This window comes from Nocardia sp. NPDC052254, assembly GCF_040679495.1.
GTDB lineage: Bacteria > Actinomycetota > Actinomycetes > Mycobacteriales > Mycobacteriaceae > Nocardia.
This window is the reverse complement of sequence record NZ_JBFAUW010000001.1, coordinates 507,171-526,348: the sequence shown is the minus strand read 5'-3', so window position 1 is coordinate 526,348 and position 19,178 is coordinate 507,171. Positions and strand designations below refer to the sequence as shown.

Here is a 19,178-nt window from a genome sequence, read left to right as displayed (position 1 = left end):
ATGGAATCCGGAAAACGACTGAGCGGCCGGCGCATTCTGATCACCGGGGGAGCGGGCGGGATCGGCGCGGCCGCGGCCCGGCGACTGTCCGCCGAGGGCGCCGCGGTGGCGATCGCCGACCTCGATGCCGGGGCCGCGCAGCGGCTGGCGTCCGAACTCGGCAATGCGATGTCATCGGAATGTGATGTCACACAAGAAGGCTCGGTCGATGCCGCGGTGGCTGCCGCGGCGCGCGAACTCGGCGGCCTGGACGGCGTGCTGACCTGTGCCGGTATCGCTCGCTCGGGTCTGCCGCACGAGATGTCGGTGGCCGACTGGACCTCGGTGATCGCGGTCAACCTCACCGGCACGTTCCTCGCGGTCCGGGCCGCTCTGCCGCATCTGCTGGCGGCGGACGATTCCAGCGTCGTGACCATCGGATCGGTGGCATCGCTGGTCTCGGCCAACACCAATACCTGTGGTTACGACGCGTCGAAGAGCGGTGTGGTCGGCCTGACCCGTTCGATCGCGGTGGGTTACGCCGATCGCGGTGTCCGGGCGAACTGCCTGTGCCCGGGTGTGGTGGACACTCCGCTCGCCCGCCGTGCCCGTGAAGAGGAAGGCGTCACGAGCAACGCGGTGGCGGCGACCCCGCTCGGACGTCGCGCCGAACCGGACGAGATGGCCGGGGTGATCGCCTTCCTGCTGTCCGCCGAATCGTCGTACATGACCGGCTCGGTCGTCACGGCCGACGGCGGGCTCACCGCACGGTGAACCGGAGGACCGATATGAAACTCGAACGAAGGGCACGGTGTCGGCGATGAGTGATGAGGTACTGGTCGCCGAACACGACGGCATCCTCGTCGTCACCTTGAATCGGCCGGCCGCGCGCAATGCGGTGAACCTCGCCGTCTCCGAGGGAGTCGCCGCGGCGATGGCCGAGCTCGACGCCCGGGCCGATCTCGCGGTCGGCATTCTCACCGGCGCCGGTGGGACGTTCTGCGCGGGTATGGATCTGAAGGCGTTCGTGCGCGGCGAGTCTCCCGTGATCGCCGGGCGGGGGTTCCTCGGCCTGGTCGAAGCGCCACCGGAGAAGCCGCTGATCGCCGCCGTCGAAGGCTACGCGCTGGCGGGCGGCTGCGAGGCCGTGCTCGCCGCCGACCTCGTAGTGGCCGCGCGCACAGCGCGATTCGGCATCCCGGAGGTCAAACGCGGACTGGTGGCGGCCGCCGGCGGACTGATGCGGCTGCCGCGCCGGATCCCGCAGGCGGTGGCGCTCGAGCTGGCGTTGACCGGTGATCTCCTCGATGCCGAGCGTGCTTTCGACCTCGGTTTGGTGAATCGTCTTGCCGACGAGGGGAAAGCACTCGACGCGGCGCTCGGGATGGCCCGGTCGATCGCGGCCAACGGGCCGCTGGCGGTCCGGGCATCGAAGCAGATCGTGCACGAGAGCGCGGATTGGTCGCCGCACGAGATGTTCGAGCGGCAGCGGGCGATCACCGGTCCGATATTCACCTCGGCCGACGCGCGCGAAGGCGCTCTCGCCTTCGCCGAGAAGCGTCCGCCACGCTGGCGGGGTGAGTGAGGGCCGACCTGCCTGACACGTCGTACTCGGCGTCGCGGCCCGCGCGCGGTGGCGAGGGATTCGGGGCGTGCGCACCGCCGGACCGGTCGAGGATCGAATCGCCCCGGCGCGGCGCCCCGGCGCGGTAGCGTGCGGGCACCGGTCTCGGTGCCTGTGCGATACCGGGAACGACGAGGAGTTGGTCATGGATCTGTCCCTGGTGGCGCCGGAACTTCGCGGACCGGTACGTCTGCTGCCGCCCCTGCCGATCGGACACCGCTGGGCGCTGCGACTGGTGCGGCTGGGCGCCGCGCATCGCCCCGCGCGCCGCGTATCCGGCGTCCACATCGACAATCTCGCCGCGGGCGGGGTCCCGCTGCGCGTCTACCGGCCGGTCGAGCCGCTGACCGACGCCGCACTGCTGTGGATCCACGGTGGTGGCTTCGTCCTGGGCAGCCCCGCCATGGACGACACCTTCTGTGCCACCACAGCCCGGGACCTGGGGCTCACGGTTGTCTCCGTGGACTATCGTCTCGCACCGGAACATCCGTTCCCGCTCCCGCTGGACGACTGCTGGATCGCCTGGATGTGGTTGCAGCGCAACGCCGCCCGCTTCGGCGCCGATCCGGCGCGGGTGGCCCTGGGCGGGCAGAGCGCGGGTGGCGGCCTGGCCGCCTGCCTGAGCCAGCGGCTGGTGTCCTCCCGCAGTGCACGGCCGGTGGCCCTGTGGTTGAGCGCGCCGATGCTCGACGACCGCACCGCGGTGCGCGAGGATCTGGACGCGGTGCGGCATTTCGCCTGGAGCAATCGCGAGAACCGGCACGGCTGGCGCGGCTATCTCGGTGCGGAGCCGGGGAATTCGCCGGTGCCGGAGTTCGCGGTGGCGGCACGGTGTGACGAGCTCGCCGGCCAGCCGCCGACCTGGATCGGGGTGGGGGAGATCGATCTGTTCCATGCGGAGGATCTCGCGTACGCGCAGCGGTTGCGTACCGCCGGCGTCGAGGTCGAGGTCGATGTGGTGCCGGGGGCTCCGCACGGTTTCGAGAGCTGGGCGCCGGGAGTGGAGGTCGCCCGGGACTATCACGCGCGTTCGCGGCAGTGGCTGAAGACGACCCTGGGTGGCCGTTAGAGTCGGGGCATGAGTCGTGAACCATTGGAACTGCCGTCGGCGCGTTGGCGGGATTGGCTCGACGATCATGTGCGAGACAGGCTCGCGACCGCGGCACGGACGCTGGACGCACTGAAAGACGGCACCACCCGGAACACCGCCGACGTGCTCGGACTGTGGAACGACGCCGATATCGCACTGCGCGGTGCGAGTTCCGCCGCCCATCTGTTCGGCGAAGTCCACCCCGATCCCGATGTGCGGCAGATCGCCGACGATCTGCACCGCGACGTCGACCGCGCGACGACCGATCGTGATCTCGACCGCGCGCTGCACGACATCGTCGCGGTGACCGACCCGGCGGGGTGCGATGAGACGGCACTGCGCATGCGTGCGCACGTCCTGCGTGATTTCCGGCGCAGCGGTGTGGATCGTGACGAGCCGACCAGGGCCCGGCTGCGTGCGATCTCCGAGCGGCTCACGGTGCTCGAGCAGGAATTCGGGCGCACGATCCGCGAAGACGTACGCACCGTGCGGCTCACCCCGGAACAGCTCGACGGGATGCCCGCCGACTTCGTCGCCGAGCATCCCCCCGCCGAGGACGGACTGGTGGCGGTCACCACCGACTATCCGGACTACCTGCCCTTGCGCACCTACGCCCGCGACGCCGCCGCCCGCCGCGATCTCACCGTCGAATTCGAGTCACGTGGCTGGCCGGCGAACGACGCCGTCCTGCACGAGATGCTCGACCTGCGCGACGAGAAGGCCCGGTTGCTCGGCTACAGCGGCTGGCCCGATTACGACGCCGACGTCAAAATGATCGGCAGTGGTCCTGCGATCGCCGATTTCATCGAGCGCATCGCCACCGCCGCCGAGGCCGCGGGCCGTCGCGATCTCGATACGCTGCTCACCCGGCGCCGCGAGGACGACCCCGCCGCGACGGCCATCGACCGTTCCGAGGTCGGTTACTACACCGAACTGGTCCGGCGCGAACAGTATGACGTCGACGCGCGGGAAGTACGGCGCTACTTCGACTTCCAGCGAGTGCGTGCCGGTCTGCTCGAGGTCACCGGCCGGCTGTTCGGCCTCGAGTACCGACCCGTGGACGTACCGCGCTGGCACGACGACGTTGCCGTCTACGACGTCTACACCGAAGGTGAACGACGTGGGCGGATCTATCTCGATCTGCATCCGCGCGAGGGCAAATACAAGCACGCCGCGCAGTTCGACCTCGTCGGCGGCATCACCGGCCGCCTGCTGCCCGAGGGTGTGCTGGTGTGCAACTTCTCCCGGGGCCTGATGGAACATCAGCATGTGGTCACGCTGTTCCACGAATTCGGGCATCTGATCCATCATGTGCTCGGCGGCCGGCAGGAGTGGGCGCGCTTCTCCGGAGTCGCCACCGAGTGGGATTTCGTCGAGGCACCGTCCCAGATGCTCGAGGAATGGGCGTGGGACGCAACAGTTCTGCGGACCTTCGCCGTGGACGAAGCCGGAGGGCCCATCCCCGCCGAACTGGTGGAGCGGATGCGGGCGGCGAAGGACTTCGGCAAGGGAACCGCGGTGCTGACCCAGGTCGGCTATGCCGAGGTGTCGTATCTGCTGCACCGGGACCGGCCCGTCCACCACAGTCCGATGGTCTTCGACACCGTGGGCCGCTACAGCCGGATCGCCGGACTGCCGGACACCCACTTCCAGACCTCGTTCGGACATCTCGCGGGCTACACCTCCGGGTACTACACCTACCTGTGGAGCCAGGTGATCGCCAAGGACCTGTTCTCCGCCTTCGACGCCGGCGATATGTTCGATCCCACTGTGGCGCAACGTTATCGCGACCGGATCCTGGCGCCGGGCGGCTCGCGCGACGCAGCCGACCTGGTGACCGCTTTCCTGGGCCGGCCGTTCACCTTCGACGCGTTCGCGGCGTGGCTCGACCATGCTCCGATCCCGTAATCGGATCAGAATCCGCGGAAGTACATGCGTACCCGGGGGCTCGGTGCCGGTGATTCCGAGCTTCCGATCGGCGCGGGTGAGCGCGGGTCATTGCCTGTGATACGGTACGGAACGTGTCGTTTCGTAATAGTGAGGTGGAAACCGGCGCGAATGCGCGTTCCGGGCGGCCCCGGGACCAGGTTCGTGAGGCGGAGATCCTCGCGTGCGTGCTGGAGCTTTTGGGTGAGTCCGGTTATGACGGGCTGACGTTCGAGGCGGTCGCCCGCCGGGCGCGAGCCTCGAAGGCGACGTTGTATCGGCGCTGGGATACCAAGCGCGACATGGTCGTCGCTGCGGTCAAGGCCGGTCCCGCGTCCGGTGGTGGCCCACCCGCCATCGACACCGGTTCCCTGCGCACAGACCTGCTGGCCCTGTGTGAACGACTCGACACCACGATGCGCACGGCGGACCCGACGATGAGCCTGTTGCTGTTGCAGGCGGGCCTGGAAGACCCCGAACTGTGCCGGCATATCGAAGAGGCGACGGGGCCGACCGGCGCCAAACTGCCCGCGCGGGTACTGGCCGCGGCCATCGATCGGGGCGAATTACCGGCGGGCGCGCAACCGTTCCCGTTCGAGGAGATCACCGGGTCGGTTCTGCTCCTGCGGCGACTGAACGGTCTTTCCACCGGGCCGGAGTATCTGGCCTACCTCGTCGACAACATCCTCATTCCCGCACTGCGAGCGAGCGTGTCCACCACACCGCCGACGCAGGCGATCTTCTCCTGAACCCGATTCTCGACAACGAAAGGTGCACTCTGATGGCGGACACGGTGATCGAGGGCTTCGACTATCGACGGATCCCCGGTGCGGGTGGCGTCGAATTGAACGTCGCGGTCGGTGGCAGCGGAGACCCGGTCGTGCTGCTGCACGGCTTCCCGCAGACCCACCTCATGTGGCGGCACGTCGCTCGCGCGCTCGCGCAGCGATATCTGGTCGTGGTGCCCGACCTGCGTGGCTACGGCGCCAGTGACAAGCCGGAAGAGGCCGGGCCGCAGACCTATTCGAAGCGATCCATGGCACAGGACATCGTCGATGTGATGCGCGAGATCGGGCACGAACGCTTCGCCCTGATCGGTCACGACCGTGGAGCCCTGGTTGGCGTACGGGCCGCGCTCGACCACCCGGACAAGATCACCCACCTGGGGATTCTCGATGTGCTGCCGACCATGGACACCTGGGATGTGCTGCACGGCGTGGACGCGGCGGTCGCATGGCACCTGTATCTCATGGCGCAGCCGAAGGGCTTGCCCGAGCGGATGATCGAAGCGGTCGCCGACGATTTCTTCGGCTCGTTCCTCGACGCGTGGGACCCCAGCGGGACGACATTCCCTCCGCGGCTACGCCGTCACTACATCGACAGTTCGGTCGCGGCGGTGCCGTCCATCGTCGCCGACTACCGGGCCAGCGCGGGCATCGACCTCGAGATGGACCGAGCCGACCGGAAAGCGGGCGCGCAGTTGGCCATGCCCGTGCGCGTGCTCTCCCAGGACTGGGGCGCACAGCTCGGATTCGACGCACTCGACCTGTGGCGGAAATGGGCGCCGGGCGCCACCTACCGCCCGATCGACGCCGGCCATTTCATGGCCGAGGAGAAGCCGCAAGACATCGTCGCCTTCATCGACGACATGCTCAGCGGTGTTCCTGTCCGGTAATCGGGTTCCAGCGCGCACCGAGCTCGCCGCTGCGATATCGGTCACCGCGGTCCGGAGCCGTTCCCGGATCGGGCCGGTAGGCCGTCAGCTGCAGCCACCGGGTCGGTGCGTCGAAGGTTTCGCGGCCGAATCGGCTGCGCAGGGCGTCGGTGGCGATCATGGTGGCGCACTCGAGGTCCAGGGTCGAGTGGCGTTCGATCTCGCCACGGAGCGGGGTGCCCTGACACAGGGCGATCGCCGCGGTCTCGGCTGTCGTGCGGCTCGTGCCGTCCAGGTATTCGCCGGTGATCCGTTCGAATCCGGCTGCTTCGAGCTCGCTGCGGATCCGGTCGATGTCGAAGTAGCCGTGGGGTTTTCGATCGAAGAACTCGAGCGGCTCGTCGGGTGCGGTGGCGCACAGTGCCTGTGTGACGACCAGGGTTACGGCGTTGTTCTCGAGGCGGTCCCAGACGTTGAAGGCGAACATGCCGCCCGGCCGTAGCACGCGCAGGGCCTCGGCGTATCCGGCGACCTTGTCGGGCAGGAACATGACGCCGAATTGGCAGGTCACCACGTCGAAGGTGCGGTCGGGAAAAGGCAGCTGCCCGGCGTCGGCCACCTGCCATCGCACCTGTGCGGAACCCGGCCGGGCCGCGGCCGCGGTGAGCATGGGTTCGTTGAGATCGGTGGCGACGATGTGGTGGCGACCGGACCGGGCGAGCGCCCGGGTCAGCACGCCGGTCCCGGCGGCGGTTTCGAGGATGTCGGCGGCGTCGGTCGAGGTCACCGTTCGCGCGAGTAGCAGGGCCGGTTCCTCGAAGATCATCGGAACCAGCAAGGCGTCGTAGATCTCGGGAATCGACCCGGTGAAAGAGGTGTCCCCGCTGCCGGTTGCGGTCATGAGTTCGTCCTCGGATCGCCACTCACTTCCCGCAGATGCTACTCGCCGGCGGTCTTGACAGGGCCCGGTCGCGGCGTTTGACTGAGCCGGAGCTTGTGTTACCTCATCCCACTGTGTTGCGAGAGGTCGACATATGCACGGCACACAATCGACAGCCGCGAATCATCGACGCGGACCGGGAACCCGCCGCAGATCCATGGTGGTGCTGGCGTTGCTGGGGGTGTGCCTGCTCGCACCGGCGACGACCCGGACCGCCCTCGCCGAACCGGCGGCAGACGCCACCGGTTTCGCGATGCCCTTCGCGGGGGCGCCGGCCTACGAATACCTGGCCCCGATCCAGCTGACGGGTCCGGAACAGCTCAATCAGCCGATCGGGCAGGCGGAGGCGGATCGGATCGCCGGCCGGATCGGGCTGACCGCCGCCGACGCACTGTCGGACCAGCAGTATCAGTATCTCAGCACCGGCGGCGGTGTCGGCGGTGACCGCACTGCCGCCGAGGTGATCAACGCGTGCGTCCAGATTCTCACCAATACCGTCGGCCGGCCGATCCATTCCGATGTGAACGGCCAGAACACGCCGTCGGTGCTGGCCGGCTACGGGTTGTATGTGAATCCCGGCGGACAGTTGGAGAGTCCCGCGAATGCGGACGCGCCCACCCGGCAGGTGAACTCGCTGATCGCGCCCGGCGGCTATGTGGGTACCTGGCTGCGCGACAATGGTGCGGCACACACCCTGGTAGCGCTGTATCGCTCGGCGTATACCGTGCAGGCCGCGTATGGCTTTGCCGCACAGCAGATGTCGGGCGCCGCGCAACTGGTGACCAACACCAAGGGGGACGTGAGCACCGTGGTCGGGATGTCGATGGCGCCGCCGCTGTGGATCGTGAACTTCGCCCTGATCTACATTCTGAAGCCGTCGCTGGCGGCCGCGATGCCCGCCTACTGGGCACCCATTCCACCGCCGGTGGCCGACGCCATCGAAGCCGCCCCGAGCGGCCAGGTGCCGTTCGGCGACTATGCCTCCTACTTCCGCTGATACGAGAGCGCCTCGGGCCGTAGGTATTTCACCGCCCATTCCTCGAAGCCGGTGAGAGGAATGCCGAGATCGGCGGCGTAGCGGGGGCGGGCCGGCTGTCCGGCGACGTTCAGCCATTCGAGGTTGGCGCCCATCGGCGGCATACCGGCCGCCACGGCCTGCGCCACCGTCATTTCCGGTGCGGTCAGGTGCCGGCCCAGTACCCGGGACAGGACCTCGGCGATCTCGCTCATCGACAGAACGTCGCCGGCGAGCTCCAGCTCGACGCCGTCGAAGCGTTCCGGTGCGGTCAGGGCCGCGGCGGCGGCGCTGCCTATATCGTCCACCGCGACCAGCGACAGGCGAGTCCCCGGGGCGAGGATGCTCACCAGGCCACCGTCGATGCCGCGCGGGAACATGTATCGCAACGACGGCAGGAAATTCTCCATGAAGGTGCCCGGCTTGAGCAGTGTCCAGTGCGGGAAACCGGCCGCCCGCACTCGGTCCTGGATCGCGGTCTTGGCGGTCAGTGATGGCTCTACGCCCCAGCGTCCGGGCGCCCAGCCGGGTTCGGCGGTGTGCTGACCCGCGCCGGTCACCGAGGAGTGCACGAACTGTGGCACGCCCGCGGTTCGTGCGGCCTCGACCAGGTTGATTGCCTGGACCACCTCGCCGTCGAAATCGAAACCCGCCTCGGTGATGCCGGGCATCTGCACGGAGAACACGGCGCGAGCGCCCTCGGCCGCGCGGAGCACCGAATCGCGGTCGTGCAGATCGCCGGTGACCAGTTCGGCTCCGAGTTCTTCGACGGCCGTGGCTCGCGGCGTTTCCCGGTCGCGTACCAGGGCGCGAACGCGGACGCCGGCCGCGAGTAACGCGCGGGCAGTGGCGCCGCCCTGTCTGCCGGTGGCGCCGGTGACCAGAACGGGAGCGGAATCGTCGGACATATCGCACCTCGATGCACTAAGTGGCGGGGCCCGCCGTTTTTGTTTCAAGGTACGATATGGCGGGCCCCGCCGTTTAGCAACCCTTGGAGGTCGTGCCATGTCCGAGCCTCGGCGTGCCGACGCACGCCGCAACTACGCGCGCGTTCTCGCCGTGGCCGAGGACGAAGTCGCGACGCATGGCGCCGGTGCGTCGCTCGAGCAGATCGCGCGCGTCGCGGGTGTCGGTTCAGCGACGGTGCGCCGTCACTTCCCGACCCGCCGCGCACTGCTGGAAGCGGTGTCGCGCAAGCGAATCGACGCTTTGTGTACCCGCGCCCGCGACTCGGCCGATGCCGCGGACAGTCGCAGCGCACTGCTGGACTGGTTGAGCGAGGTCGTCGCCTACTGTGTCGGTGCTCGCGGGCTGGCGGTCGCGCTGTCCTACGACACCGCGGGAGGCGACCCGGTGCACGACAACACCTGCGGAGCCGCACTCGAGGAGGCCGGAGAGCCGTTGCTGCGCCGGGCCGCGCGCGACGGCACGATCGCACCGGGGGTCAGCGTTTCGGACCTGATCACGCTGATCGTGGGTATCGCCCTGGCGACCGAACACTGTGCCGATCCCGCCGCGCACGCCGATCGCCTGTTCCGATTGGCCGTCGCGGGAGTGAGTCCGCGGTGCGCACCCGATCCGATATCGGCCGTACCGGCCGAGGACGGGAACCGATGAGCCTTCGCCAGTTCGAGTACGCCCTCGCCGTGGCCGAGGAAGGTTCGGTGACGGCGGCCGCGGAGCGACTACATGTCGCGCAGCCGTCGATGTCCCAGCAGATCCGCAGCCTGGAGCGCGAACTCGGTGTGACGCTGTTCGCCCGCACGCCGACGGGACTGGTGCCCACGGTGCTCGGCCGGGCGTTCCTGCGGGACGCGGAGGTCGCGGTGAGCGCGGCCCGGAGGGCGCGGGCGACGGCGCGCGCCGGTGCCGATGAGCTGGTGGGTGAGCTGATGGTCGCGGTGCAGATGGGTCTGGGCACCCGGCAGCTGCCACGCGCACTGGGTGCGTTGCGCAGTCGATTCCCCCGGCTCGAGATCACGGTGTTCGAGGAACCGAACCCTGCCGAGCTCGAGCGGCTGGCCCGCCGGGGAGTGCTCGATCTCGCCCTGATGGCCGGGCCGTGCGGGGAAGGTCTGTACGACGGCCACCACCTCGGCGACGAGGGATTCGTCGCGGTCCTCGGCGAAGGGCACCCGCTGCTCGCCGCGGATCGGATCGAGCTGAACGACCTGGCCGGCGAGCCGTGGGTGCGGTTCGACCACGACAGCGCGCTCGACGAGGTGGTGGGCGGCGTGCTGACCGGCAACGGCCTGGCCCCGACCACGGTCGCGCGGGTCTCCCAGACGGCCACCGCGGTGCGCTGGGCCGCCCACGGACTGGGGGTGACGCTCGTTCCGGCTTCTGCGGTGCCGCACGATCAGTGTCACCTCGTGCGGCCGGTGTCGCCGTTCGTATCCCAGCCCGTGGTCGCCGCCGTCCGGCCCGGGGCGGGCCCGGCCGAGACCGCCCTGCTCGACCTCCTGCGCCGGGAGAACTGGTGCCGCAATGCTCCGGCCTCACCGGTGTCGTGAGGGCTGCGGTCGTCTCGCAGTGGCGGGACGGGTGGCAGTCGCTCCCGGCCGGGCCGCCGGTCATCGCTTGGGGAATTCACCGCCGTCGACGATCAGACCGCTTCCGGTCAGCCAGTCGGCCCGGTCGGATACGAGGAACAGCACCGCATGGGCGATGTCGTCGGGCCGGCCCTCGCGCCCCAGCGGAGGGGAGGCGGTCGCCCCACCGCCGGTCGTATCCATCTGCGCCCACTGCTCCCGCGTCGCTTCGCCGCCGGGCGTGGCGGTTCGGCCCGGAGACACCGTATTGACCCGGATTCCGGCCGGGGCGAGCTCCGTGGCCAGTCCCCGGCTGTAGTTCTCGAGCGCCGCCTTGGCTGCCGTGTAGTGCAGGAATGGGCCCACCGCGGCGGGCACGGCGGCCGAGGAGATATGCACGATCGACCCCGATCCCCGTGTGCGCATACTCGGGGTCAGCAGGGCGTCGAGCCGCACCGCCGCCAGCAGATTCAGATCCAGCGCGGCCTGCCACGCGTCGTCGGGGATGGCGGCGCTGCCCGCGAACGGCTGTGCCCCGCCCGCATTGTGAACCAGGATGTCCACCCCGCCCAGCGTCTCGTGCGCGGCCTCGGCCAATGCCTGCGCTCCGGCTCGGGTCCGCACGTCGGCCGCGACGAAACCTGCGCCGTCGGGCACCGTGCTCCCGGCCGACCGGGCCGTGGTGAGCACGTCCGCGCCGGCCGCGAGGAGACCGCGGACGATGCCCGCGCCGATTCCGCGGGAACCACCCGTCACCAGGGCTCGTTTTCCCGCGAGTTCGCGCGTGCGGGATCCGTTGTCGACAGTGGTCATGCCACCGGTCCTTTCGGTTACTTTTCGTGTCCACTCGACAAAGGAAATAGAGTGCGCTGCAACAGGTCTCGGAGATCGGTGCAGTGCGCAACGGGTCGAGTCATCTCACCGTAAGCCGGGGAAACCGCACGGGCAAAGACCGAATTGCAGCAGGCGGCATAGGGATTTCCTATGCGGGCGCTCCGGGCATCAGCCGGGGCACCGGCGGGAGCGGCGAGAGCTCCGGCGAGGTGGCGAACGCGTCGATCATCAGTGCCGCGAAACGACGGGAGGCCGCGATCCGGGCCCGCGGGCCGGCCGCGTGAATTCCGTTGTTGGCCATGATCATCAGAATGATGTCGTCGAGGACGATATCGGGACGTGCGCGGCCGGTGGCCTTGGCGCGGCGGAGCAGTTCGGCCGCGCCCTTCAGCGCCGCGGTACGCAGCGCCGCGAAGTCCATCGCGTGCGGAAAGGTGGACATGAAGGCCGCGGTGAAGCCGCGATCGCGGGCATACACCTCGCAGAGTTCCTCGATCGCGCGGCAGAAACCGTGCCAGGGATCCGGGTCGGCCAGCCCCGCGTCCACGATGGACCGGCACGCCAGCATCTGGTCGGTGAACGCCTCCGCGACCAGGACCTCCTTGGTCGGGAAATGTCGATAGAGAGTGGCGGGGCCGACCTCGGCCCGGCGGGCGATCTCCCGGATCGGTGCGTCGAGTCCCTCGGCGACGAAGACCTCGCGGGCGGCCTCGAGAATGCGGTCGCGGTTGTCGCGGGCGTCCGAGCGCCGGATATGAGTCGAACGCGTGGTCACCACTCTCACTTTAGCTAAACGGACGGGGGCGTCCGTTACGGTCCGCTGATCGGTCCTGATCGAACAGAACACGGAGACGAGCAATGCGAGCAGTGATGATCGAGTCGTTCGGTGGTCCCGAGGGGCTCACGGTGACAGTGGTCCCCGATCCGGTGCCGGCCGCGGGGGAGGTGGTGATCGCCACCGAGGCGATCGGTGTCGGCGGGCTGGACGCCCTGATCCGCGGCGGCGAGCTGGCCGGATATGGGTTCGCGCCCGGTCACATTCCCGGGAGCGAGGTCGCCGGCACCGTGGTGGCCGCGGGTGCCGGTGTGGATACCGGATGGGTCGGCCGGCGGGTATGGGCGTTCACGGGGGAGGGCGGTGGTTATGTCGAATACGCTGTAGTCCAAGCGAATACGCTGATTCCGCTCGCGGCGGAGCTGTCGGGCGCCGATGCCGTGACACTCGGCACCTCCGGTATGGTCGCCCATTTCGCGCTGCGGCACGCTCATTTCGCACCCGGTGAGTCGGTACTGGTGCGTGGTGCCGCCGGTGGTATCGGAGTGATGGCGGTCCAGCTCGCGGTCCGAGCCGGCGCCGCTGCGGTGGCGGTCACCACCTCCTCGGCGGCACGCGGTGACCACCTGCGCGAACTCGGTGCGACGCACGTCCTGGACCGCGCGGGCGCGGGCGCCTCGGATGCCCCCGCGGGCTACGACGTCATCGTCGATATCGTGGCCGGTCCGGACGTGCCGTCGTTCTTCGACAGGCTCGAACCGAACGGCCGGATGGTGGTTGTCGGCGCGATGGGCGGCCTGCCCCCGGCGGACTTCGGCGCGCGGATGCTGGCCACCTTCAAGAAGTCACTGTCGTTCGCCACGTTCAGCGCCGACACCACAGCGCCGTCGCAGCGGCGCGCCGCGACCATCGAACTGTTCGGCGCGGCCGCGCGCGGTGAGCTGAAATCGGTTGTGCACGAGCGACTGTCCCTGGATCACGCGGTGCTCGCCCACCGGAAGATGGCCGCCGGTGAGGTGTTCGGCCGGATCGTGCTCACCCCGTCGTGACATCCGCCGCACTGCGGCTAACGCCCGTGTTCGACATCTTTGAACGGCACATCCCGGTCGGCGGCGTATTCCCGCGGCATGCCGAGTACGCGTTCGCTGATGATGTTGCGCGCCATCTCGGTGCTGCCGCCGGCCAGGCTCCAGGCCTGGCGGTACAGGTACTCCTGTCCGGCCTGGCCGAGACCGGGTCCACCGATCTCGTCGCCGGTGGCCGCGGTGGCGCCGGCGATGCGCACGGCGGCGTCGGCCTGGTGCCAGGCATTGCGGGCGCTGAACAATCGCGCGATGGATCCGCCGGCCGGTGCCAGATCTCCGGCGGCGATCCGGGCGCCGATATGGGCGATGAGCTGGTTCTGCACCAGATTCATGGCATGCGCCTCGCCGATGTCCTCTCGGACCCGCACATCGTCGAGTTGTCCGGTGCGCCGGGCGGATTCGATCAATGCGCCGACATCGCGGCCCGCATGCTGCAGGGCCCCGCTGGCATAGGGTGATCCACCGCCGACAGCATTGCGTTCGTGCAGCAGCAGTCGGCTCGCCACCGTCCAGCCGTCGTTGACTTCCCCGACGATCGCGTCGGCCGGGACGAAGACATCATCGAAGAATTCCTGGCAGAACTCGGTGGAGCCGTCGACCTGGGTGATGCGCTGGATGGTCAGGCCGGGGGAGTTCACCGGCACCAGGAACATGGTCAGCCCGGCGTGTTTGGGAACCGTCGGGTCGGTGCGGGCCAGGCACAGCCCGTAGTCGGCGGCGTAGGCGCCCGAGCTCCAGATCTTCGAGCCGTTGATCACCCAGCCGTCGTCGCGACGATCGGCGCGGGTGGTGAGTCCGGCCAGATCCGATCCGCCGCGCGGTTCGGACAGGAACTGCACCAGCAGTTCCTCGCCACGCAGGGCGGCCGCGATGTGGACGCGCTTCTGCTCCTCGTTGCCCATATCGAGAAGTGTTGCGGCACATATGGTCAGGGTCGGAATATTGAGCGCGAGCGGCATCTCGTAGGGCCGCGACTCCTCGGTGAAGGCATGCTGGTGCGCCGGCGTCAGCCCGAGCCCGCCGTATTCGGCCGGGAAGCAGATTCCCGCGAATCCGGCGTCGTGAAGGATGCGCTGCAACTCGCGGGAGCGCGCCCAGACCTCGGGTGATTTCTGCTCGCCGGAATGGATGGGCGGTGCGGGTGGCAGGGTGTCCTTCAGCCAGCGGCGAGCGCGGTCACGGAAGCTGTCCACCGATTCCATTGCGGTGGTACCGGTTTCGGAAGTAGTGCTCATGCGGCGGACTCCAGCAGGTCGGTGAGGCGGCGGCGATGTTCGGCCGGGGTGCCGTAGAGAGCGCGGCCGAGGGTCACCCGCCGCAGATACAGGTGCAGATCGTGTTCCCAGGTGACACCGAGGCCGCCGTGGATCTGGATGCATTCCTGCACGATGTCGCCGGCGACCGCGCCGACGTAGGACTTCGCGACGCTCGCGGCCGCGGCGGAGGCGGCCGGATCCTCGCCGAAACTGTTCGCCGCCGCCCACGAGGTGGCGTGGCAGGCCTCCAGCGTGGTGGCGATATCGGCGGCACGGTGTTTGAGCGCCTGATAGGAGGCGAGCGGTCGGCCGAAGGTGTAGCGGTCGAACATCCACCGCACGGTGATGTCGAAGGCTCGTCGCGCGGCCCCGGTCATCTCCGCCGCGGACAACGCGGCCGCGACGAGCAATTGTGCCTGCACCGCCGCCGCCGCCGCGGCCGGGTCGCGGTGGACCACCGCCTGGGGCGCCACGGTGACGTCGTCGAAAACCACTCGCGCCGAACGCCGCACCACATCGAGCGTCCACGACGGTGTGACGGTCACCCCGGGGGCGTCGGTCGCGATCAGCAGCTGCACCGGCCCGTCCGGGCCCCGCGCGTCGACCAGCAGCAGGTCCGCCCGTCCTCCGAATTCCACGCGATCCTTGACTCCGGAGAGTGTGAAGCCCGCACCGTCCGGCGTCGCGGCGGTCTCGAAATCGGGACACAGGCCCCCGCCGGGCTCGTAATGCGCCCACACCGCGATCTGCTCGCCCGCGACGATCTCACCGATGGTTGCCGCGAGATCGGTTGTGCTGCACAACAATCCGGTGAGCACGGCGTTCACGGTGATCAGGGGTCCGGGTGCGCAGGCATGGCCGAACTCCTCGGCGATCAGCGCGAGATCGGTCATCGGGATATCGGAGACGGCGCCGCCACCGAGATCGGGCGGTACGAGGGGTGCGGTCCAGCCCAGCTGCGCACCGCGGCGCCACCAGTCCCGATCGAAACCGTGTTCGGAGTCGGCGAGTTGCCGTACGGATTCGATGGGGACGGTGCCGGCCAGGAAATCACGGGTGGTGGTCCGGAACAGGCGCTGATCGGCGGACGGGTCGAGGGGCACAATGGGTCCTTCGGCACGGGCCTGCCGCGGGAATCACTGCGGGACAGGTGGTCCGGTGCGCGGCAGACGAGGTGGTGGCCGGTCGCCACCGAGGAGGTGGCGACCGGAGCTCTATTGGATCGGCTCCCAGAAGGTGACCTGGGTGGCCTTCGGATCGAGAGCGGGACTCAGGGTCGAGCGGCCCGATGTCGAGTTCTCCCGCATCTGCTTGAATACGGCCGCCGGATCACCATCGATCTCGTAGACGGCCAGATAGCGATGGGTGGCGCCTTGTCCCTCCAACTCCGCTGCCCGGTAGCGCGAACACGACTTCAGCCCGTCGATCTGGAGCAGTTCCGGAATGTGCACCTCGTTGTACCAGGTGTTGTATTCGTCATCCATGCCCTCGCGTGGGGTGGAGAAGACCATCATCTGCATGGTTGTGGTGCCTGTCTGTCGTGCCGGTGAGTCTGTCGGGTTGTGCGCCAGGTTGTCTCAGGCGCGCTGTGCGTGGAGCTGTTCCCACTCCTTGCGGGGGCGCACGGTGAGGTCGACATCGGCGGCCTGCGCGCGCAGTGCTCCGACGGTCGCCTGTTCCCGCGCGGTGTGGGTGAACGGCTCCCAGTTCAGGAATCGGCAGGCGTTGCGCCAGGTGATCTTGTCGATATCGGAATCGTCGGCACCGACCGCGTCGAGTTCGGCGAGCACGAATTCCGGAGCGTCGGGCCACAGCGAATCCGAATGCGGATAGTCACATTCCCATGCGATGTTGTCGATGCCGATGTCGTGGCGCAGCTTCAGTGAGGTCGGGTCGGTGACATAGCAGGCCATCACGTGCTCGCGGAACACATCCGAGGGCATCCGGCCGCCGAAGTCGCGCCGCAGCCACTTCTGGTTGGTGTAGTGGCGGTCGGAGCGGTCGAGGAAGTAGGGGATCCAGCCGACGCCGCCCTCGGACAGGGCGATCTTCAAGCCGGGGTAGCTGCGCAGGGCGGGACCCCACAGCAGATCCTGGATCGCGATCTGGGACACGCTGGGCGCCAGCACCATGAGGTTGTCGATCGGTGCGTCCGGAGCCATGTTCAGCGCCCGGAACCCGGGGCCGATGTGCAGGTTCATCACCAGTCCGGTATCGGCGAGTGCGGCGAAGACCGGACCCCAGAACTCGATGTCGTGATAGGACGGGTGGCCCTCGACATGCGGAATCTCCGACATGGTGACGCCGTGGAAGCCCTTGGCCGCCACGCGCTGGATCTCGGCCACCGCCAGCTGCGGATCCCACAGTGGCAGAATGGCATTCGGGATGAACCGGCCCGGATAGGCGGCACACCACTCGTCGATGTGCCAATTGTTGTAGGCCTCGATCATCGCGACGGTGATCTCGTCCTTGAACTGGCTCAGGTGCCCGGCGCTGAAGCCGGCGAAGGTGGGGAAACACATCGAGGCGAACACGCCGTTGGCGTTCATGTCGCGCACCCGGTCGTGGATGTCGTACACCCCCGGCCGCATCTCGGCGTACCGGGCGGGGTTCTTGTCCCACTCCTCCTTGGGCCAGCCGACCACCGCGTTGAGTCCGGTGACGCCGACCGGTTTGCCGCGATAGGTCCACTGGTCGATGCCCTGCTCGCTGGTGAGCAACTGGGGCACGTATTCGGCGTACTTCTTCGGCGTGTGACGGTCGAACATGTCGGCCGGCTCGACCACGTGGTCGTCGATGCTGACCAGGATCATGTCGTCGATGTTCATGCGATTCCTCGGTACTGGTGCGAACGGCGGTGACCGGTCCGGGCCGGCGGCTTCATGAGATGCACAATCTCTCTGCAGGAGAATCGTACTCTCATTGCTTGCTGTGACGATACACCCGATGTGCCGGGGACAAGAGGATCTCGTCGCGAAAGCCGGATTCGAGCCCGCGCAGCGCGGTGTCGAGATAGACGGTCAGATCGTCGTCGGCGCGCTCGGTCCAGTGGTCGTAGGCCGAGCGGCAGACCGCCAGCGTGGCCCGGCCGACACCGAGTGCGTACAGCGAGTGCGCGGGCCGGCCCGTGCGGGTGGCCACGAAATCGCTGATCGCCCGCTCCCAGGCGTCGTAATGTACTGCGGCGCTGGCGATCAGGTCCGGTACCGAGGACAGCAGATGCATGCGCAGACGCAGTTCGGGTACGTCCTCGGCGCGATAGTGATTCGCGGCCAGGACCGCGTGCCGGATCGCGGCCATGATCGGTACATCGGTGGGCGCGTGTGTCAGGGTGGTCCGGATGGTCTCGACCTCGGTGTCGAATTCGTGCCACAGCACCTCCGTCTTCGAATCGAAGTAGCGGAAGAAGGTGCGCCGGCTGACCCCCGCGGCGGCCGCGATCTGCTCGACCGTGGTGTCGTGAAATCCCTGATCGCCGAACAGGAGCAGGGCGGCGACCTCGAGCGCGCGGGCGCTCGTCTCCGGTGGGCGGCCGCGACGCGACGGTCTTGTTTCTGGCACGGGATGACATTATCTTAATGCGAGAATGATATTTTCAGTTTTCGATGGGTGTGGGTGGCGGTATGGCCTGGGTGCCTGAGCGGGGATCGGAACATCGCCGGGTCGCGGTGGTGACCGGCGCGGCGCGGGGGATCGGCGCGGCGACGGTACTCGCCCTCGCCGAACGCGGCTGGTCGGTGCTGGCGGTCGACGTCGCCGCCGACGATCCGGCGCTCGACTACGCGATGGGTACTCCCGGGCAGCTGGCCACGGTGGTCGCCGAGGCGGCCGGGCGGGTCAACCGGGTCGGTGCGGTACGCGGTTTCCGCGCCGATGTCCGCGATCCCGACGCGACCGAGGCCGCGGTCGCCGAGGCCGTGGACACCTGGGGCGGGCTGGACGCGGCCGTTGCCGCCGCCGGTGTCATCGCGGGCGGGACATCGTTGTGGGAGATGCCGCGTGCGCGCCAGCAGGCGGTCATCGACATCTGCCTGGGCGGTGTGGTGAATCTGGCCCGCGCCGCCGTTCCGGCGCTGCTGGCTCGGCCGGAACCGCGCTCGGGCCGGTTCCTGGCGGTGGCCTCGGCCGCGGCCACCAAGGGACTGCCGCAGCTGGCCGCCTACTGCGCCGCGAAAGCCGGTGTGGCGGGGCTGATCCGGGCGCTGGCCGCGGAACTCGGCTCCACCGGGGTGACCGCCAACGCGGTGAGCCCAGGCTCGACCGATACCGCGCTGCTCGACGAGACCGCGCGCCTGTACGGCGCCGACGCTGCTCGGCTCGGTGCTCAGCAGCCGGTCGGGCGAGTGCTGCAACCGGCCGAAATCGCCGATGTACTGGCATTTCTCGCCGGCTGTGACAGCCGGGCCATGACCGGCGCGATCGTCCCGGTCGACGGCGGACTGGCGTTGTGAGCACACCCCGCACCGCAG

The 19,178-nt window shown here is 68.8% G+C and carries 20 protein-coding genes; 11 read left to right on the top strand and 9 right to left on the bottom strand.

The window, feature by feature from the left end; genetic code table 11:
- From AB0L57_RS02390 to AB0L57_RS02365, 6 genes are all read left to right on the top strand, one after another.
- Positions 1 to 753 (top strand): SDR family NAD(P)-dependent oxidoreductase, encoded by a 753-nt coding sequence (locus tag AB0L57_RS02390; protein WP_364955805.1) that lies wholly within the window; start codon positions 1 to 3, stop codon positions 751 to 753.
- Between the two features lie 46 nt (positions 754 to 799).
- Positions 800 to 1,564, top strand: a complete 765-nt coding sequence (locus AB0L57_RS02385) for a crotonase/enoyl-CoA hydratase family protein (protein WP_364955802.1) — start codon at positions 800 to 802, stop codon at positions 1,562 to 1,564.
- 184 nt (positions 1,565 to 1,748) lie between these two features.
- Positions 1,749 to 2,672, top strand: a complete 924-nt coding sequence (locus AB0L57_RS02380) for an alpha/beta hydrolase (RefSeq protein ID WP_364955799.1) — start codon at positions 1,749 to 1,751, stop codon at positions 2,670 to 2,672.
- 9 nt (positions 2,673 to 2,681) lie between these two features.
- Positions 2,682 to 4,601, top strand: a complete 1,920-nt coding sequence (locus tag AB0L57_RS02375; RefSeq protein WP_364955796.1) for a M3 family metallopeptidase — start codon at positions 2,682 to 2,684, stop codon at positions 4,599 to 4,601.
- Positions 4,602 to 4,714: 113 nt separating this feature from the next.
- Complete coding sequence (locus AB0L57_RS02370) at positions 4,715 to 5,368, top strand: TetR/AcrR family transcriptional regulator (RefSeq protein ID WP_364955793.1); 654 nt, start codon at positions 4,715 to 4,717, stop codon at positions 5,366 to 5,368.
- Between the two features lie 32 nt (positions 5,369 to 5,400).
- Positions 5,401 to 6,294: an alpha/beta hydrolase gene (locus AB0L57_RS02365; protein ID WP_364955790.1), complete on the top strand. Its 894-nt coding sequence runs from the start codon at positions 5,401 to 5,403 to the stop codon at positions 6,292 to 6,294.
- Here the strand turns inward: AB0L57_RS02365 and AB0L57_RS02360 are convergent.
- Entirely contained in the window at positions 6,272 to 7,174 is a 903-nt protein-coding gene (locus tag AB0L57_RS02360) for a class I SAM-dependent methyltransferase (protein ID WP_364955787.1), read from the bottom strand. The two genes, AB0L57_RS02365 and AB0L57_RS02360, sit on opposite strands and share 23 nt — an antisense overlap.
- A gap of 133 nt (positions 7,175 to 7,307) precedes the next feature.
- On the opposite strand from AB0L57_RS02360, the gene AB0L57_RS02355 reads away from it, so the two are divergent.
- On the top strand, positions 7,308 to 8,210 hold the full coding sequence (locus AB0L57_RS02355; RefSeq protein ID WP_364955784.1) for a hypothetical protein: 903 nt from the start codon (positions 7,308 to 7,310) through the stop codon (positions 8,208 to 8,210).
- Here the strand turns inward: AB0L57_RS02355 and AB0L57_RS02350 are convergent.
- Complete coding sequence (locus tag AB0L57_RS02350) at positions 8,198 to 9,136, bottom strand: NmrA/HSCARG family protein (protein WP_364955780.1); 939 nt, start codon at positions 9,134 to 9,136, stop codon at positions 8,198 to 8,200. The two genes, AB0L57_RS02355 and AB0L57_RS02350, sit on opposite strands and share 13 nt — an antisense overlap.
- A gap of 97 nt (positions 9,137 to 9,233) precedes the next feature.
- On the opposite strand from AB0L57_RS02350, the gene AB0L57_RS02345 reads away from it, so the two are divergent.
- Together AB0L57_RS02345 and AB0L57_RS02340 are read left to right on the top strand one after the other, a co-directional pair.
- Positions 9,234 to 9,845, top strand: coding sequence for a TetR/AcrR family transcriptional regulator (locus AB0L57_RS02345; protein WP_364955777.1), 612 nt, complete (start codon positions 9,234 to 9,236; stop codon positions 9,843 to 9,845).
- Positions 9,842 to 10,741, top strand: a complete 900-nt coding sequence (locus AB0L57_RS02340; protein ID WP_364955774.1) for a LysR family transcriptional regulator — start codon at positions 9,842 to 9,844, stop codon at positions 10,739 to 10,741. Before AB0L57_RS02345 ends, AB0L57_RS02340 begins: the two co-directional genes overlap by 4 nt.
- A 60-nt stretch (positions 10,742 to 10,801) precedes the next feature.
- Here the strand turns inward: AB0L57_RS02340 and AB0L57_RS02335 are convergent, their stop codons facing one another.
- Complete coding sequence (locus AB0L57_RS02335; RefSeq protein ID WP_364955771.1) at positions 10,802 to 11,572, bottom strand: oxidoreductase; 771 nt, start codon at positions 11,570 to 11,572, stop codon at positions 10,802 to 10,804.
- Between the two features lie 169 nt (positions 11,573 to 11,741).
- Positions 11,742 to 12,368 carry a helix-turn-helix domain-containing protein gene (locus AB0L57_RS02330; protein WP_364955767.1) on the bottom strand — a complete coding sequence of 209 codons (627 nt, stop codon included), beginning with the start codon at positions 12,366 to 12,368 and terminating at the stop codon, positions 11,742 to 11,744.
- 83 nt (positions 12,369 to 12,451) lie between these two features.
- On the opposite strand from AB0L57_RS02330, the gene AB0L57_RS02325 reads away from it, so the two are divergent.
- Positions 12,452 to 13,417 carry a zinc-binding dehydrogenase gene (locus AB0L57_RS02325; protein WP_364955764.1) on the top strand — a complete coding sequence of 322 codons (966 nt, stop codon included), beginning with the start codon at positions 12,452 to 12,454 and terminating at the stop codon, positions 13,415 to 13,417.
- Positions 13,418 to 13,434: 17 nt separating this feature from the next.
- On the opposite strand, the gene AB0L57_RS02320 is transcribed toward AB0L57_RS02325, so the two are convergent.
- The 5 genes from AB0L57_RS02320 to mftR form a co-directional block, all read right to left on the bottom strand.
- A complete protein-coding gene (locus tag AB0L57_RS02320; RefSeq protein WP_364955761.1) occupies positions 13,435 to 14,688 on the bottom strand; it encodes an acyl-CoA dehydrogenase family protein in 1,254 nt (417 codons plus the stop codon).
- The gene (locus tag AB0L57_RS02315) at positions 14,685 to 15,812 is read right to left on the bottom strand and encodes an acyl-CoA dehydrogenase family protein (RefSeq protein WP_364955758.1); all 1,128 of its coding nucleotides are present in this window, start codon (positions 15,810 to 15,812) and stop codon (positions 14,685 to 14,687) included. The genes AB0L57_RS02320 and AB0L57_RS02315 overlap by 4 nt, the downstream gene beginning before the upstream one ends.
- 111 nt (positions 15,813 to 15,923) lie before the next feature.
- Positions 15,924 to 16,220, bottom strand: a complete 297-nt coding sequence (locus AB0L57_RS02310) for a hypothetical protein (protein WP_364955755.1) — start codon at positions 16,218 to 16,220, stop codon at positions 15,924 to 15,926.
- 66 nt (positions 16,221 to 16,286) lie between these two features.
- A complete protein-coding gene (locus AB0L57_RS02305) occupies positions 16,287 to 17,537 on the bottom strand; it encodes an amidohydrolase family protein (protein WP_364955752.1) in 1,251 nt (416 codons plus the stop codon).
- Between the two features lie 91 nt (positions 17,538 to 17,628).
- On the bottom strand, positions 17,629 to 18,270 hold the full coding sequence (gene mftR, locus AB0L57_RS02300) for a mycofactocin system transcriptional regulator (RefSeq protein ID WP_364955749.1): 642 nt from the start codon (positions 18,268 to 18,270) through the stop codon (positions 17,629 to 17,631).
- A gap of 62 nt (positions 18,271 to 18,332) precedes the next feature.
- On the opposite strand from mftR, the gene AB0L57_RS02295 reads away from it, so the two are divergent.
- Positions 18,333 to 19,160, top strand: coding sequence for a mycofactocin-coupled SDR family oxidoreductase (locus tag AB0L57_RS02295; protein ID WP_364955746.1), 828 nt, complete (start codon positions 18,333 to 18,335; stop codon positions 19,158 to 19,160).
- Positions 19,161 to 19,178: the final 18 nt, after the last annotated feature.